This window comes from Flavonifractor hominis, assembly GCF_040095835.1.
Taxonomy (GTDB): Bacteria; Bacillota; Clostridia; order Oscillospirales; family Oscillospiraceae; genus Flavonifractor; species Flavonifractor hominis.
The window spans coordinates 1-14,631 of the sequence record NZ_JBBMFT010000008.1 but is presented as its reverse complement, the minus strand read 5'-3'; the positions used below and the strand labels follow the sequence as shown (position 1 = coordinate 14,631).

18 protein-coding genes are annotated in these 14,631 nt (G+C 61.3%); 8 read left to right on the top strand and 10 right to left on the bottom strand.

Annotated elements, in window-relative coordinates; all coding sequences use genetic code 11:
* Positions 1-66: 66 nt before the first annotated feature.
* Entirely contained in the window at positions 67-306 is a 240-nt protein-coding gene (locus WMO45_RS11240) for a phage-shock protein (RefSeq protein WP_349140860.1), read from the top strand.
* Here WMO45_RS11240 and WMO45_RS11235 read toward each other — a convergent pair.
* Together WMO45_RS11235 and yedF are read right to left on the bottom strand one after the other, a co-directional pair.
* A complete protein-coding gene (locus tag WMO45_RS11235; protein WP_349140859.1) occupies positions 303-563 on the bottom strand; it encodes a putative Se/S carrier protein in 261 nt (86 codons plus the stop codon). The two genes, WMO45_RS11240 and WMO45_RS11235, sit on opposite strands and share 4 nt — an antisense overlap.
* Positions 563-1,159 carry a sulfurtransferase-like selenium metabolism protein YedF gene (gene yedF / locus WMO45_RS11230; RefSeq protein WP_349140857.1) on the bottom strand — a complete coding sequence of 199 codons (597 nt, stop codon included), beginning with the start codon at positions 1,157-1,159 and terminating at the stop codon, positions 563-565. Before yedF ends, WMO45_RS11235 begins: the two co-directional genes overlap by 1 nt.
* 180 nt (positions 1,160-1,339) lie before the next feature.
* Here yedF and WMO45_RS11225 point away from each other — a divergent pair, with 180 nt between their 5' ends.
* Positions 1,340-3,148, top strand: coding sequence for an FtsW/RodA/SpoVE family cell cycle protein (locus WMO45_RS11225; protein WP_349140855.1), 1,809 nt, complete (start codon positions 1,340-1,342; stop codon positions 3,146-3,148).
* Positions 3,135-4,508, top strand: coding sequence for a penicillin-binding transpeptidase domain-containing protein (locus WMO45_RS11220; protein WP_349140854.1), 1,374 nt, complete (start codon positions 3,135-3,137; stop codon positions 4,506-4,508). The genes WMO45_RS11225 and WMO45_RS11220 overlap by 14 nt, the downstream gene beginning before the upstream one ends.
* A gap of 55 nt (positions 4,509-4,563) precedes the next feature.
* Here WMO45_RS11220 and WMO45_RS11215 read toward each other — a convergent pair whose 3' ends face one another.
* A complete protein-coding gene (locus tag WMO45_RS11215; protein ID WP_349140853.1) occupies positions 4,564-5,187 on the bottom strand; it encodes a ferritin family protein in 624 nt (207 codons plus the stop codon).
* A 139-nt stretch (positions 5,188-5,326) separates the two neighbouring features.
* Here WMO45_RS11215 and WMO45_RS11210 point away from each other — a divergent pair, with 139 nt between their 5' ends.
* Genes WMO45_RS11210 through WMO45_RS11200 form a run of 3 tightly spaced genes read left to right on the top strand, consistent with a single transcriptional unit; the run spans position 5,327 to position 7,393 of the window.
* Entirely contained in the window at positions 5,327-6,064 is a 738-nt protein-coding gene (locus WMO45_RS11210; RefSeq protein ID WP_349140852.1) for an ABC transporter ATP-binding protein, read from the top strand.
* Between the two features lie 2 nt (positions 6,065-6,066).
* Entirely contained in the window at positions 6,067-6,990 is a 924-nt protein-coding gene (locus WMO45_RS11205) for a SufB/SufD family protein (protein ID WP_349140851.1), read from the top strand.
* Positions 6,974-7,393 (top strand): PaaI family thioesterase, encoded by a 420-nt coding sequence (locus WMO45_RS11200; RefSeq protein ID WP_349140849.1) that lies wholly within the window; start codon positions 6,974-6,976, stop codon positions 7,391-7,393. Before WMO45_RS11205 ends, WMO45_RS11200 begins: the two co-directional genes overlap by 17 nt.
* 21 nt (positions 7,394-7,414) lie before the next feature.
* Here the strand turns inward: WMO45_RS11200 and WMO45_RS11195 are convergent, their stop codons facing one another.
* Positions 7,415-7,792, bottom strand: coding sequence for a hypothetical protein (locus WMO45_RS11195; protein ID WP_349140847.1), 378 nt, complete (start codon positions 7,790-7,792; stop codon positions 7,415-7,417).
* A 158-nt stretch (positions 7,793-7,950) separates the two neighbouring features.
* Between WMO45_RS11195 and WMO45_RS11190 the strand changes: the two genes are divergently transcribed.
* Both WMO45_RS11190 and WMO45_RS11185 read left to right on the top strand, forming a co-directional pair.
* The gene (locus WMO45_RS11190; RefSeq protein ID WP_349140846.1) at positions 7,951-8,607 is read left to right on the top strand and encodes an HAD family hydrolase; all 657 of its coding nucleotides are present in this window, start codon (positions 7,951-7,953) and stop codon (positions 8,605-8,607) included.
* 50 nt (positions 8,608-8,657) lie between these two features.
* Positions 8,658-10,259: a peptide chain release factor 3 gene (locus WMO45_RS11185; RefSeq protein ID WP_349140845.1), complete on the top strand. Its 1,602-nt coding sequence runs from the start codon at positions 8,658-8,660 to the stop codon at positions 10,257-10,259.
* Between the two features lie 61 nt (positions 10,260-10,320).
* On the opposite strand, the gene WMO45_RS11180 is transcribed toward WMO45_RS11185, so the two are convergent.
* From WMO45_RS11180 to WMO45_RS11155, 6 genes are all read right to left on the bottom strand, one after another.
* Complete coding sequence (locus tag WMO45_RS11180) at positions 10,321-10,707, bottom strand: metal-dependent transcriptional regulator (RefSeq protein ID WP_349140843.1); 387 nt, start codon at positions 10,705-10,707, stop codon at positions 10,321-10,323.
* Positions 10,708-10,742: 35 nt separating this feature from the next.
* Positions 10,743-10,907 carry a FeoB-associated Cys-rich membrane protein gene (locus tag WMO45_RS11175; protein WP_349140842.1) on the bottom strand — a complete coding sequence of 55 codons (165 nt, stop codon included), beginning with the start codon at positions 10,905-10,907 and terminating at the stop codon, positions 10,743-10,745.
* Between the two features lie 39 nt (positions 10,908-10,946).
* Positions 10,947-13,115 (bottom strand): ferrous iron transport protein B, encoded by a 2,169-nt coding sequence (gene feoB, locus WMO45_RS11170; RefSeq protein ID WP_349140841.1) that lies wholly within the window; start codon positions 13,113-13,115, stop codon positions 10,947-10,949.
* 54 nt (positions 13,116-13,169) lie between these two features.
* Positions 13,170-13,391 (bottom strand): FeoA family protein, encoded by a 222-nt coding sequence (locus WMO45_RS11165; RefSeq protein ID WP_349140840.1) that lies wholly within the window; start codon positions 13,389-13,391, stop codon positions 13,170-13,172.
* Positions 13,392-13,404: 13 nt separating this feature from the next.
* Complete coding sequence (locus WMO45_RS11160; protein ID WP_349140839.1) at positions 13,405-13,617, bottom strand: FeoA family protein; 213 nt, start codon at positions 13,615-13,617, stop codon at positions 13,405-13,407.
* A gap of 147 nt (positions 13,618-13,764) precedes the next feature.
* On the bottom strand, positions 13,765-14,631 hold an 867-nt coding region (locus WMO45_RS11155), incomplete at its 5' end, for an S-layer homology domain-containing protein (protein WP_349140838.1).

Sequence of the window (14,631 nt, the reverse complement as noted above, 5' to 3'; positions counted from 1 at the left end):
TAAGCATCCCTTCAGGACGCTTTTACCTGCCGCGTGGTAAGCTGATACCACAAAGGAGGAAGAGACATGGTTACCTTGCTGACATTGTGTATCATCTGTCTGGTGGTAGTGGTGCTGATCCCTGTGGTGCTGGCTATCATCGGCCTGCCGTTTCTGCTGCTGATGGGCCTGCTGCCTTGGCTGCTGCGGGTAGCGGGAGTGGTGCTGCTGCTCCGGGCCCTGTTTGAAAAGCCGGTACGGGGAGAAAATTTTATACCTGCCATCGCCGCGTTTGCCCTGTCGCTGCTGCTGGGTTGGCTGTTTTAAGTCAGCCGGTCGGCCTGCAGGGTTTCTCCCGTGCCGGTGACGGCATAAAAGGCGTACTCCTCCGGCTTGAGCTGGGAGCCGGTCATGGCGGCCCGGACGGCGGGCAGGTCCTCCGGATGCAGGCGCACCGCCATGCCGCAGCCCAGGGAGATCTCCCGCAGCACGGGCATGACCTGCACCGGCGCCACCGGGGCCAGCAGCTTTTGGGCATAGATGGCCCCATAGGTGGAGGCAAAGGTGATGAGGGCGTAGTCCATTACAGGCTGAGCACCTTTCCGGCCCGCTGCATCCGGGTGACGATGTCGTACATGTTGCTCACGGTGCCCACCTTCAGCTGGTCGGTGAGACCGTAGAAATTTAGACATGTGCCGCACACCAGAATTTCCGTACCGGCCTGGGTCAGGGCCTTCAGATGCTCGGCCACCTGCTCGTCCAGGGTGGGCAGCTTGACCCCGGCGTTCATAAAGAGCACCGCGCCGGGCTTATCGTCGCTCTGACTCAGGGTGTAGAAAAACATGCGCATCAGGTTGGTCCCAAGCTCCCGGTCGCCGTCGCCCACGGTGTCCCGCCCCACAAATACGGCCCAGTCCGTACCGGGGACGGGCAGGGGAGCGGAGACGGCCTGCTCACAGGAGACACAGCCGGTGCGGGAGAAGGCCACTGAGTAGCCCCCCTCTGCCTGGGAGACTGCGGCGGTAAACCCCTGATTGCCCGCCAGACGTTTGAGATTTTCCACCGCGGTGGGATTGTCCACCAAAACAGTGAAAGCGCTCTCACCGGCGGTAATGGCCCCTTTGGCCATCAGTACAGGGGTGGGGCATGGCTTGCCCTTGGCATCGATGATCTGAGACATGGGATCACATCCTTTGTTTTTCCTTATTATACCGCCGGGCGAGAGTCTGAACAAGCAGGTTTTACGGGACAAAAGTATGAAGAATTTGTGAAAAAAGCGGGAGCCGGGCGGGCTTCCGCTTTTTTATCGGGAAAACTTGTGCTATACTGCTCCTCGATAAGAAAGAAAGGAGGTGGGTGGATGGACTCTCTGCTTACCCTGCCGCAGCAGTGGATGGATGCCCTTACCCTCTGGATGGGAGAGCATGCCCAGCTCTGTGCCTGGTTTACCACGGCGGTGCGTTTTCTCTTCCCGGTGCTGGCGCTACTTATTCTTATCCGGACCATCCGCTCGCTGTTGACCGTGCCCTGCCTGCCGGAGGTGTGGGCCTATCTCACCTTGCCAAACGGGGCTCAGGAGCCCCTGACCCACTGGGAGAACATCCTGGGGCGGGGAGGCAACTCGGATGTGATTCTGAATTACCCCGTCGTCTCCCGGCAGCATGCTGCCCTGATCCGGGCCGAGGATGACACCTGGACGGCCTATGATCTGGGCTCCAAGGGAGGCGTGACGGTCAACGGCAAGCCGGTGGAGGGACAGGCCACGGTACAGTACGGCGACGTGCTGGGTATCGGCGGGGTGGAGACCGTGCTGCTTCCCCTCTCGCCGGAGGAGAAGGCGCAGCGCCGCCAGCGCCGGAAGGTGGACCGGCCAGTCTCTCCCTGGCTGGGACTGGTACTGCTGACGGTATTTCAGGTACTCACTGCCCTGCAGCTCATCATCAGCGAGGGGGAGGGGGCTGACGTGATGATCCCCCTGACCTTCCTGTGTCTGACGGCGGTGATGTGGCTTTACTACCTTACCCTGCGGGTTTTGCGGCGGGTGGGGTTTGAGATGGAGACCATTGCTTTTTTCCTGTCTACTCTGTCTCTGGCCGTCACCTGCTCGTCCAACACACCGGCGCTGTTCAAGCAGTTTCTCTGCGTGGTGCTGGGGCTGGTGCTGTTTTTGGTGCTGGGGATCTTCCTGCGGGAACTGGACCGGGCCAAACAGATCCGCTGGCTCATGGCAGCGGCGGCCATTGGTCTGCTGGGACTCACCGCCCTGCTGGCCCAGGTCCGCTACGGTGCAGCGAACTGGCTGACCATCGGCGGGGTGTCGGTGCAGCCCTCGGAGATTGCCAAGATCTGCTATATCTTTGCCGGTGCGGCCACGCTGGACCGGCTCTTCCGCAAGCGGAACCTGGGCCTGTTCATCCTGCTTACCGGCTTGTGTCTGGGCTGCCTGGCCTATATGAGCGACTTCGGTACCGCAGCCATTTTCTTTGTGACCTTCCTGGTCATCGCCTACCTCCGCTCCGGCGACTGGGCGACCTTGGCCCTCATCTGCGGCGGCGGCGTATTTGCCGTGCTCACGATCCTCTCTGTCAAGCCCTATATCCTCAACCGCTTTGCCACCTGGGGGCATGCCTGGCAGAATGCTTCGGTGGGCAGCGGCTATCAGCAGACCCGCACCATGTCGGCCGCCGCCTCTGGCGGCCTGGTCGGCGTGGGCCCCGGGGAGGGATGGCTGCACAATGTGGGCGCAGGAGACACCGATCTGGTGTTCGGCATGCTGTGCGAGGAGTGGGGCCTCATCATCGCCCTGCTGGCGGTCTGTTCCATCCTCACCCTGGCGGTATTTGCCGTGCGGGCCTGTCGGGCCGGGCGGAGCAGCTTTTATATCATTGCCGCCTGTGCCGCTACCTCCATGATGGTATTCCAGACTTGCCTCAATGTGTTTGGCGCGGTGGATATCCTGCCCCTTACCGGCGTGACCTTTCCCTTTGTGTCCAACGGCGGTACAGCCATGATTGCCTCCTGGGGCCTGCTGGCCTTCCTCAAGGCCACCGATACCCGGCCAAACGCCAGTTTTGCCATCCGCCTGCCCTCCCGCCGGGAGGAGCGCAAGAGCGCCCGGCTGGCGCCAAGAAAGACGGAAGAATGGGAGGCGGAAGATGAAGAAGATTGAAAAACGGGCCCTGCTGTGCCTGTTGCTGGCGGCGGCCCTGCTGGCGGGTACGCTGCTGTTCGTGTTCCGGTTCGTGGTCAACGGTGGGCGATGGGTCTCTTTTGCCGCCAACCGGCATCTCTACAACAGCCAGGGCCAGCTCTCGGTGGGCCGGGTCCTGGACCGGGATGGAGACGTACTCTCCTGGGTGGATGAGAACGGCAGCCGCCGCTATTATGACAATGCCACCGTCCGCAAGGCGACCCTTCACGCTGTGGGAGATGCCCAGGGCAACATCGGCACCGGGGCACTGGTGGCCTTTGCTGATCTGCTTTCAGGCTACAACCTGTTTACGGGGGTCTATTCTCCGTTGGGAGAGGGCAATGACCTCTATTTGACGCTGGATGCCCGGTATAATTACATTGCCTATGAGGCCCTGGGCGGCCGCAAGGGAGCGGTGGGTGTATACAATTATGAGACGGGAGAGATCCTGTGTATGGTCTCCACCCCCACCTTTGACCCCCTGGATCCGCCGGTCATCCAGGAGGGGGATGAGCAGTACGATGGTGTTTATGTCAACCGTTTCCTCTCGGGGACCTTTACGCCCGGCTCGGTGTATAAGACGGTGACTCTGGCCGCAGCCATCGAGCACATCCCGGACCTGTTCTCCCGGACCTGGACGTGCACCGGCTCCACCATGGTGGGCGACGGGGCAGTCACCTGCCCCTCGGCACACGGGGAGATGGACATCTACGACGCCCTGGCCAACTCCTGCAATGGAGTGTTTGCCCTGTTGGCTGACGAGCTGGGGGAGGATGTGATGGAGCAGTATACACAAAAGGCCGGCCTCACCAGCGCCTATCCGGTGAGTGGACTGAATACGGCGGCCGGAACCTTTGATTTTGACGGGTTGACCAGCAATCAACTGGGCTGGGCCGGTGTCGGACAATACAACGACCTGGTGAACCCATGTGCCCTGATGGTTTATATGGGGGCTATCGCTCAGGAAGGCAAGACGGCGGTGCCACGACTGGTACTCAAGACCGAGAGCCCCCTGGGATTGCCCTCGCTTCCGACTGTTACCAAGCGTACCAAAACCCTCGTTGAGAGCGACACTGCCGCGGTCATGGCGGATATGATGGCCTATAACGTTACCCAAACCTACGGCGCCGGCCGGTTCCCCAATATGGACATCTGTGCCAAGAGCGGTACGGCTGAAGTGGGAGGCGGCAAGTCCCCCAATGCATGGTTTGCCGGCTTTCTGCGCAACGAGGATGCTCCCTACGCCTTTGTGGTGATGGTGGAGAACGGCGGCTCGGGCGCGGATGTGGCAGGTTCTGTGGCTGCTAAGGTGCTGGACGCAGTGGTCAACGGCTACTGAGCAGAAATCCGCAGAACGGGCGCCCGCCAAAGACGGGCGCCCGTTCTGCACGCGGTCACATCTGTTCCAGCAGGCCGCGCAGTGCCCAGGAATGGGCGTCCTCCTCACCGGCCAGTTCCAGGTATAATTCCCTCAGGCAGGGATCGACGGTCTCAGCGGCGGCAGACTGGTAGGCGGCCGCTCCCCGCTGTTCCTCCATGAAGTGTTCCCGCAGAGCGGCGGTGAGCGGCGCGGGAGAAGGCGTGGAGGTCCGGTCGGCAGGCCAGTAGCGGACCCCGGAGATGAGAAAGTAGGCGGTGGAGAGCCGCTTGGCGTGCCGGCGTTCATCGGCGGCCAGCGTGGAGAGGACCTTGCCGCCGTTGCCCTGGGCCCGGCGGGCCAGAGCCTGATAGGCACGCCAGTCGGACAGTTCTCCGTCAATGAACTGCTGCAGCTGAGCGCCGTACACAGCAGAGGCGGCCCCCAGACAGGGGACCCGGTGCTCTTCCGCCTCCACAGCCTGGCGGGCGGGGAGCGGGACGGCGGATACCGCGGGCAGGGTCTCCGGCACCTCGGCAGAGGGCGGGTCGGCCTGGCCCAGTGTGATGGGACAGTCGGCCCGGTCGCCCGGCATGACCCGCCGCCAGACCCGCTCAAAGACCTCCCGGTCGCAGGGTGCGGGCAAATGATCTTGTTGCATGGCATTGCCTCCTGATTCTGGATGAATTCTCTTCATTCTATGCTCAGAAGGCTTCTTTTGCGCCCGTAGGGTTGTATTTTTCTGCTTAACATGGTACAATAACAAATCACGAACGGAATTTACAAAGGAGCGACAGCCAATGCTGGAGATACGCAACCTCTGCTATCAGGTGGAAGGCGAAGCCGGAGAGGAGCTGGGCATCCTCAACGACGTCTCCCTCACGGTGGAGGATAATCAATTTGTGGTCATCACCGGCCCCAATGGCGGTGGTAAGACCACGCTGGCCAAGACCATCATGGGTCTTGTGAAGCCCACCGGGGGCTCCATTACCTGGAATGGCACCGACATCACCGATCTGGATATTACCAGCCGGGCCCGGCTGGGCATCAGCTATGGCTTTCAGCAGCCGCCCCGCTTTAAGGGCCTGCGGGTAAAAGATCTGCTGGCCCTGGCCGCGGGCAGTGAAAAGCTGACCCGGGAGGAGGGGTGCCAGTACCTCACCAAGGTGGGCCTGTGCGCCCACGACTATATTGACCGGGAGGTGGACGCCTCTCTGTCCGGCGGCGAGGTCAAGCGCATTGAGATTGCCACCATCCTGGCCCGGAAATCGGGACTGATGATCTTTGACGAGCCGGAGGCGGGCATCGACCTGTGGTCCTTTGCCAAGCTGACGGAGACCTTCCGGGCCATCCATGCCAAGCGGCAGGCCACCCTCATTGTCATCTCCCACCAGGAGCGCATCATTAACCTGGCCGACGAGATCGTGATGATCGGTGACGGGAAGATCCAGAAGCACGGCCCCAAGGAGGAGATTTTCCCCCAGATCCTGGCCAATACCACGGCCGGGTGCAGCTATATGACGGAAGGAGCGAACTAACCATGGATCAGGCAGAGTGGAAGCTCCTCAAGGAGATCGCGGACCTGGAGAAGACCCCCCAGGGGGCCTACAACATCCGCCGCAACGGTCAGCTGGACTCCCGCAGCAATACCGCCAACATTGAGATTACCACCAAGACCGAGCCGGGTAAGTCGGGTATCGATATCCACATTAAGCCCGGCACCAAGCATGAGTCGGTCCACATCCCTGTCATCATCAGCCAGACGGGACTGAGTGAGATGGTGTACAACGACTTTTTTATCGGCGAGGACTGCGATGTGGACATTGTGGCCGGCTGCGGTATTCACAATACTGGCTGCGAGACCAGTCAGCACGACGGCCTGCACACGTTCTATATCGGCAAGAACTCCAAGGTGCGCTATGTGGAGCGGCACTATGGCGAAGGCCCCGGTACCGGCAAGCGCATTATGAATCCTCAGACCGTGGTGTATCTGGAGGAGGGCGCCTCGCTCAACATGGAGAGCACCCAGATCCGGGGGGTGGACTCCACCAAGCGGGAGACCAAGATCGTAGCCGGCAAGGGGGCCGAGGTGGTTATCACCGAAAAGCTGCTCACCCACGGCCAGCAGACCGCCGAGAGCGATATGGAGATCATTCTGGATGGTGAGGATGCCTCCGGCCGGGTGATCTCCCGTTCGGTAGCGCAGGACGACTCCCAGCAGGTGTTTTATCCCAAAATGACAGGCAACGCCAAATGCTTTGGCCATGTACAGTGCGATTCCATCATCATGGGCCAGGCCCGGATCTCCTCCATCCCGGCCATTGTGGCCAACCATGTGGACGCCCAGCTCATCCACGAGGCTGCCATCGGCCGCATCGCCGGCGACCAGATCCTCAAGCTCATGACCCTGGGCCTTACGGAGCAGGAGGCAGAGGAGAAAATCCTGGATGGATTCTTACAGTAACGATTACAGCCAGATGCTGGAGCAGGTAAACAGCGGCCCCTTCTTTGGGCCCAGGAGCGGAGTGCGGGTCACTGCCATCCGGGGCCATGAGGCGGAGGGTGTGCTGGAAGTCCGGGAGGATACCAAGAACCCTCTGGGGGTGATCCACGGAGGAGCCCTGTTTACCCTGGCGGATACGGTGACGGGTACGGCCGCCTTTACCCTTGGCCGGCCCTGTGTCACACTGGACAGCTCTATGCAGTTCCTGGCGGCGGCCAGGGGAGACCGGATCTACTGCCTGGCCAGGCCCAAGAAGATCGGGCGTACCATTGTGGTATATGACGTGACCATTACCGACTCACAGGAACGGCTGGTTGCGGCCGGGACCTTCACGTTCTTTGCCAAAGAGCAGGAGCAGAAATAAAAATATGCGCCCCGTGGCCGGTCAATCCGGACACGGGGCGTTTTGCATCAGATCATCCAGCCGCAGCAGGGCGGCCAGGAACACCAGCAGGGAGGCCCACAGATTGGTCCGGGCCGACTGGCGTTCGGCCGGGGCGCTCTCCGGAGCGATCTCCTGCCATGTATGTACTGCCAGGCACAAGAAGAAGCCAAGCACCCCCACCACCAGGGCCGAGGCTCCAAGGCGTACGGGGAAAAGACCGGGAGTTTCACCGCTCTCCCCCCGCAGCTGCCGGCACAGCGCTTCCCGCTGCAGGCGTATGCCCTGGCAGGAGAGCAACACCGATGCAATCAGCAGCAGAAGAAACACCAGGGACTGGTCGGCGATACGCAGCTGCCGGCACAGCGTGTTCTGATCCATATTCAGCACCTCCTGCCCCAGTGTATCCAAATAGGCTGGTTTTGTGCAAAATATGGGGTGTGAAGGCTTGAAAAGCGGCTGGCAGATATGCTATAGTATCCATGTATCACCATTGGCCGACTGCATCCCAACGGATGTGGTCCTTTTTCTGATTTGAGGTGTTTGCTCTGTTCGACGGATTGCTGTTTGATCTGGATGGGACGCTGTGGGACGCCACCGAGGGCATCTGCGCGGCCTGGAACCATGTGCTGGGGCGCGTGATGCCCGAGCTGGCCGGGACGGTCACTCCGGAGCGGATGCGTCCCTGCCTGGGGATGCTGTTGCCCGATATTGCCTGTAAACTCTTCCCCTGGATGGACCGGGAGGAGTGCGCCCGCATTGCCGGGCAATGCGACGGGCCGGAGACCATCGGCCTGTGTGCCGCCGGCAGCGTATTGTTCCCCGGGGTGCGGGAGACCTTGGAGCAGCTGGCCGGCCGGTACCGGCTGTTCATCGTCAGCAACTGCCAGGATGGATATATTGAAGCGTTCCTGCAAACCCATAAGCTGGGCGGATACTTTACCGACTATGAGTGTCCCGGCCGCACCGGTAAACCCAAGGCGGATAACATTGCCCTGGTGGTTGCCCGCAACGGCCTGCAGCGGCCGCTCTATATCGGGGATACTCAGGGGGACTGTGACGCTGCTACGGCGGCAGGGGTACCCTTCCTCCACGCGGCCTACGGCTTCGGGACCATTGACCGCCCGGTACCCGCTGTGACTGCTTTTACCCAGCTGCCCCAGGCGGTGGCCGCCCTGGAGGGCAGGCCCACGTAGCCGGCGCCCTCCGCTTGCCCCCATCACCATTTACAAGGAGGAACCAGACCTTGTCACAATATGAAGCTGAAATCAAGCGCCGGCGCACCTTTGCCATCATCTCCCACCCCGACGCCGGTAAGACCACTCTGACGGAAAAATTCCTGCTCTACGGCGGGGCCATTGCCCAGGCCGGCCAGGTAAAGGGCAAGAAGAACACCCGGGCCGCCACCTCCGACTGGATGGAGATCGAAAAACAGCGCGGTATCTCGGTCACCTCTTCCGTCATGCAGTTCCAGTACGAGGGTTACTGCATCAACATCCTGGACACCCCCGGACACCAGGACTTCTCTGAGGACACCTACCGCACCCTGATGGCCGCCGACTCGGCCGTCATGGTCATCGACGCCGCCAAGGGCGTGGAGGCCCAGACCCGCAAGCTCTTCAAGGTATGTGCCATGCGGGACATCCCCATTTTTACCTTCATCAACAAGATGGACCGGGAGGCCCGGGATTCCTTTGAGCTGCTGGAGGAGTTGGAGAAGGAACTGGGCATCGAGACCTATCCGGTGAACTGGCCCATTGGCTGCGGCAAGGACTTTAAGGGTGTGTATGACCGGGGCAGCCGGAAGATCATCCATTTTACCTCCAACGGCGGTTCCAAGGCGGCCACTGCCACCGAGGTAGAGCTGGGGGATCCCAACCTGGATGGGCTCATCGGCGAGCGGCTGCACCAGCAGCTGACCGACGAGATTGAGCTGCTGGACGGCGCTGCCGCCGAGTTCGATCTGGACCGGGTGCGCCATGGCAAGCTCTCCCCAGTGTTCTTTGGATCGGCTCTGACCAACTTCGGCGTGGAGCCCTTCCTGGAGCATTTCCTTCAGATGACCACCGCCCCGCTGCCCCGGGCGGCAGGGGACGAGGTCATCGACTCCATGGACGACGCCTTTTCCGCTTTCGTATTCAAGATCCAGGCCAACATGAATAAGGCCCACCGGGACCGGATCGCCTTCATGCGCATTGTCTCGGGCAAGTTTGAGGCGGACAAGGAAGTCTACCACGTTCAGGGCGGCAAGAAGATCCGACTCTCCCGGCCTCAGCAGCTGATGGCCGCCGAGCGGGAGATCATCGAGGAGGCCTACGCCGGGGACATCATCGGCGTGTTTGACCCGGGCATCTTCTCCATCGGCGACACCTTGTGTACCGCTGCCAGAAAGTTTAAATTTGACCCGATTCCTACCTTTGCCCCGGAGCACTTCCGACGGGTGCGCTCTCTGGACACCATGAAGCGCAAGCAGTTTTTGAAGGGAATGGAGCAGATCGCCCAGGAGGGCGCTATCCAGATCTTCAAGACTCCCTACTCCGGTATGGAAGAGGTCATTGTGGGCGTGGTGGGTACCCTGCAGTTTGACGTGCTGGAGTACCGACTGAAAAACGAATACAATGTGGACCTCTATATGGAGGGCCTGCCCTATGAGTACCTGCGCTGGATCGAGACCGACGACGGCGAGCCAGTAAAGGAAGAGGATCTGATCCTGGGCACCGACGTGAAGTTGGTGGAGGACTACAAGGGCAACCAGCTGCTGCTTTTCGGCTCCCAGTGGGCGGTGAACTGGACTCAGGAGCGCAACCCCAGACTGACCTTCCACGAATTCGGCGGCACCCGATTCTGATAAAACCAACAGCGCCCCCGGACACGGCCGTAAGGCCGCGCCCGGGGGCGCTGTGTTTTGATCAGCAGGGGATGGATTCCGTCCGGCTGCGCTCGGGCCGGGGAAAGGCCTCCAGACAGTGCCGGGGCAGAGTGGATACCGCTGCGCAGGCGGCTTTCCAGGCCTCCTCATAGGACAGATTCATTCGGGCCTGCAGAGTTCGGGCCAACTCATCGGTCCGCCCGGCCAGCAGGGAGGCCCAGCGGCTCCCAGCGGCAGTGAGGTGGACCTTTCCATACCGCTGTTTGGTCACCAGTGCCTTGTCCGTCAGGATGGACATCATGCTGGTAACCGAGGCCCGGGAGACGTCCAGTGCATCGGCGATGTCCTTGGAGGAAACCTCCAGCCGGGCCTGGGAGAGGTGGTAGATGGCCAGAAGATAACGCACGTTGGTATCGGTCAGATCCATGGTTACAGTTCCTTTCCAGACAGAGAGGCGGGCTTTTACGACTTCTTGGGGTGGCACAGCTCACCGCAGCCGCAGTGGCCGCAGGAGCCGCCGCAGGAGCAGCTGCTCCTGCCGGCGCGCCGGTTGTGGATGCCCCGGGCCACAATGGCTACGAATACGGCCAGCACGGCCAGGGCAATGAGCAGAGTGGGTAGGTTCATAGACAGACACTCCTTTGCATCCGGCCTTCCGCTGGGGCCTCACTTGGAAGCGGCGGCCACGGCGGAGAGGGTGAGGGTGGTTTCATCGTACTTGTTCTTGCGTGCCACCAGATAGAGCAGGGCTGCAATGGCTGCTACAGCGGCTACAGTGCCTACGCCGAAGGACACCTCGCCGGTAAAGAGTCCGCCGATCTGGTAGACGATAAGGGAGACTACATAGGCAAAGCCGCACATATAGCCGATGGCACCCAGGGTCCACTTGGCGTTGTTCATCTCCCGCTTGATGGCGCCCATAGCGGCAAAGCAGGGAGCGCACAGCAGGTTGAAGATCATGAAGGAGTAGGCCGACAGGGCAGTAAAGTGGGTGCCTACAGCGGCCAGCAGGCCGGGGTCCTCCTCCGTCAGGTCGGCGCCCAGGCCGAAGAGCACGCCGAAGGTGGATACCACGTTTTCCTTGGCGATCAGGCCGGTGACGCTGGCCACGGTGGCCTGCCAGGTGCCGAAGCCCAGGGGGGCGAAGATCCAGCATACCGCCCCGCCGATGGCGGCCAGCAGGGAGGAGTTGTTGTCCTCCACCAGGCCAAAGCCGGTCTCGGTAAAGCCGAAGCCCTGGAGGAACCACAAAATGATGGAGGAGGCCAGGATAACGGTGCCGGCCCGCTTGATGAAGGACCAGCCGCGCTCCCAGGTGGCCCGCAGCACGTTGCCCACGGCGGGTACGTGGTAGGCGGGCAGCTCCATGACAAAGGGGGCGGGGTTGCCGGCGAAGGCGCGGGTCTTTTTAAGCAGAATGCCGGAGATGACGATGGCGGCCACGCCGATGAAGTAAGCCGACACGGCCACCAGGCCGCTGCCGCCGAAGATGGCGCCGGCAAACAGGCCGATGATGGGCATCTTGGCACCGCAGGGGACAAAGCAGGTGGTCATGACGGTCATGCGGCGGTCCCGCTCATTCTCAATGGTGCGGGAGGCCATGACGCCGGGCACGCCGCAGCCCGAGCCGATGAGCATGGGGATAAAGCTCTTGCCGCTCAGGCCGAATTTGCGGAAGATCCGGTCCATGATGAAGGCCACTCGGGCCATATAGCCCACGTCTTCCAGGATGGAGAGCATGAAAAAGAGTACCAGCATCTGGGGTACGAAGCCCAATACCGCGCCTACGCCGGCGATGATGCCGTCCACGATGAGGCCCTGGAGCCACGGAGCGCAGCCCACGCTCTCCAGCCAGCCGCTGACGGCGGGGGGGATGATCTCGCCGAAGAGCACGTCGTTGGTCCAGCCGGTGACCCAGTCGCCTACGGTACCGATGGCCACGTAATACACTGCGAACATGATGAGGGCAAAGATGGGCAGGGCCAGGATGCGGTTGGTCACAATGCGGTCGATCCGGTCGGAGGGGGTCAGGCCGTGGACCGCTTTCTTGCGGGCCACCGCCCGGTCTACCACGGAGCTGATGTAGGAGTAGCGCTGATTGGTGATGATGCTCTCGGCGTCGTCGTCCAGCTCCCGCTCACAGTCGGCGATATGGGCCTCCAGATGCTCTCTCAGCTCGCCCTCCAGGTGCAGCTGGTCCATGACCTTGTCGTCCCGTTCAAACACCTTGATGGCAAACCAGCGCAGATATCGGTCATCTACCTGGCCGGCAATCGATTCTTCGATGTGAGCGATGGCGTGTTCCACGCTGCCGGTGAATACATGGGGCAGCTCGCCGGCACGGTGGGATTTGGCCAGAGCGATGGCCCGTTCGGCGGCCTCCATGCCGCCCTCGCCCTTCAGGGCGCTCATGCTGACTACCTGGCAGCCCAGGGCCTCACCCAGCTTGGCGAGGTCGATCTTGTCCCCGTTTTTACGGACCAGATCAATCATATTCACCGCCACCACCACGGGGAGGCCGAGCTCGATAAGCTGGGTGGTGAGATACAGGTTGCGCTCGATGTTGGTACCGTCCACGATGTTGAGAATAACATCCGGTTTTTCATTGACCAGGTAGCTCCGGGCCACCACTTCCTCCAAGGTATAGGGGGACAGGGAATAGATGCCGGGCAGATCCTGGATCACCACATCCTTGTGGCCCTTGAGCTTTCCCTCTTTCTTTTCCACTGTTACGCCGGGCCAGTTGCCCACGTATTGATTGGAGCCGGTCAGGGCGTTGAACAGCGTGGTCTTACCGCAGTTCGGGTTGCCTGCCAGCGCAATTTTGAGTTCCATCTTGCTTCTCCCTTCTAACTGACGATTAGTTATAACTAATCGATGGGCAAACCATTAGGCTGTCTCGATCATCTCCGCATCGGCCTTGCGCACGCTCAGCTCATAGCCCCGCACATTCAGCTCAATGGGGTCTCCCAGAGGAGCCACCTTGCGTACATGGATGGTCACGCCCTTGGTGATACCCATGTCCATAATCCGGCGCTTGACTGCACCTTCGCCGTGCAGACGGACGACTGTAACCGTGTCGCCCACCTTTGCATCCCGCAGTGTCTTCATGTCCCGTCTCCTCTCAAATCATAATCCGATTAGCCATCGTTTTGTCCAGTGCGATCCGGCTGTCCTTGACCTGAAGGATCAAGTTGCCTGCCAGCTGACTGACCACAGTTACCTGACTGTCTACCACAAAGCCCAGTTCAGCCAGGTGCTGGCGGACTTCATCTTTACCGGTAATTTTCCGGATGGTGACGCGTTCCCCCTGCCGGGCCATTGTTAAGGGCATCATGGATGCCTCCCTCCTTTGGTTAGCGAATACTAACCGTGAAACTGCATTGAGTTTACACCAACTAACTGCCTTTGTCAACCCCTAAATGTGGAAAAAATTTACCCCTGCAGGTATTCACCTGCAGGGGTAAATTTTCAAAAGGCGATATTACAGGGTAGTAAACCGCATGAGCATGGTGGCTACCTCAGCGCGGCTGGCAGTGCCCTGGGGATCCAGAGCGGAGCCGTTCTTGCCGGTGAGGATGCCCTCGGCCACTGCCCACTCCATGGCGTCCTGCGCCCAGACGGACACGGAGGCGGCATCGGCAAAGCCGGTCAGGCTGCCCTCCGTGGCGGGGGAACCGGCGTAGCGGTAGAGCATGACGGCCAGCTGCTCCCGGGTGATGGTGGCCTCGGGGTTGGTGCCGTCGGTGATGCCCTCGGCTACCGCCCAGGCCATGGCCTTCTCATACCAGGTGGCCCCGCCGGTGGTGTCCACCCCGTCCAGGCGGGCCAGGACGGTGAAGAACATGGCGCGGGTCATGGAGGCGTCGGGGGAGAAGGTAGTGTCGGAGGTGCCGTTGAACAGGCCCTCGCTCACCACATAGTCCACGGCCTCGCTGGCCCAGTGGGTGGCGGGCACGTCGGAGAAGGCGGGGGTCTCAGGCTCGGTAGGCTCGGTGGTCTCGCCGGGCTCCTCGGTCTCGGTGGGAGGCGTGGTATCCTCGTCCTCGGCATCGCTGCCGTCGTTGTAGGAGCCCACCTGCACCAGGCACTGGGCGGTGTAGCCGCCGTCATTGGTGGTGACGGTGACGGTGGTCATGCCCTCGCCCACCACGGTGATGTAGCCCACGTCGTTGACGGTGACCACGTTCTCGTCGGCGCTGGTCCAGGTCACGGACTTGTCGTCAGCGTCGGCGGGCTCCACGGTGGCGATGAGCTGCTCACCGCGGGGACCGAAGTTGGAGTACAGGTACACGCTCTCCACGTTCAGCTTCACGCCGGTGACGTTGGTGACCGGGATGGCCTCGTAGTT

Coding starts and splice junctions, on each gene's coding strand:
- WMO45_RS11240 (WP_349140860.1), top strand. CDS start 67: ATGGTTACCTTGCTGACATTGTGTATCATCTGTCTGGTGGTAGTGGTG.
- WMO45_RS11235 (WP_349140859.1), bottom strand. CDS start 563: ATGGACTACGCCCTCATCACCTTTGCCTCCACCTATGGGGCCATCTAT.
- yedF (WP_349140857.1), bottom strand. CDS start 1,159: ATGTCTCAGATCATCGATGCCAAGGGCAAGCCATGCCCCACCCCTGTA.
- WMO45_RS11225 (WP_349140855.1), top strand. CDS start 1,340: ATGGACTCTCTGCTTACCCTGCCGCAGCAGTGGATGGATGCCCTTACC.
- WMO45_RS11220 (WP_349140854.1), top strand. CDS start 3,135: ATGAAGAAGATTGAAAAACGGGCCCTGCTGTGCCTGTTGCTGGCGGCG.
- WMO45_RS11215 (WP_349140853.1), bottom strand. CDS start 5,187: ATGCAACAAGATCATTTGCCCGCACCCTGCGACCGGGAGGTCTTTGAG.
- WMO45_RS11210 (WP_349140852.1), top strand. CDS start 5,327: ATGCTGGAGATACGCAACCTCTGCTATCAGGTGGAAGGCGAAGCCGGA.
- WMO45_RS11205 (WP_349140851.1), top strand. CDS start 6,067: ATGGATCAGGCAGAGTGGAAGCTCCTCAAGGAGATCGCGGACCTGGAG.
- WMO45_RS11200 (WP_349140849.1), top strand. CDS start 6,974: ATGGATTCTTACAGTAACGATTACAGCCAGATGCTGGAGCAGGTAAAC.
- WMO45_RS11195 (WP_349140847.1), bottom strand. CDS start 7,792: ATGGATCAGAACACGCTGTGCCGGCAGCTGCGTATCGCCGACCAGTCC.
- WMO45_RS11180 (WP_349140843.1), bottom strand. CDS start 10,707: ATGGATCTGACCGATACCAACGTGCGTTATCTTCTGGCCATCTACCAC.
- WMO45_RS11175 (WP_349140842.1), bottom strand. CDS start 10,907: ATGAACCTACCCACTCTGCTCATTGCCCTGGCCGTGCTGGCCGTATTC.
- feoB (WP_349140841.1), bottom strand. CDS start 13,115: ATGGAACTCAAAATTGCGCTGGCAGGCAACCCGAACTGCGGTAAGACC.
- WMO45_RS11165 (WP_349140840.1), bottom strand. CDS start 13,391: ATGAAGACACTGCGGGATGCAAAGGTGGGCGACACGGTTACAGTCGTC.
- WMO45_RS11160 (WP_349140839.1), bottom strand. CDS start 13,617: ATGATGCCCTTAACAATGGCCCGGCAGGGGGAACGCGTCACCATCCGG.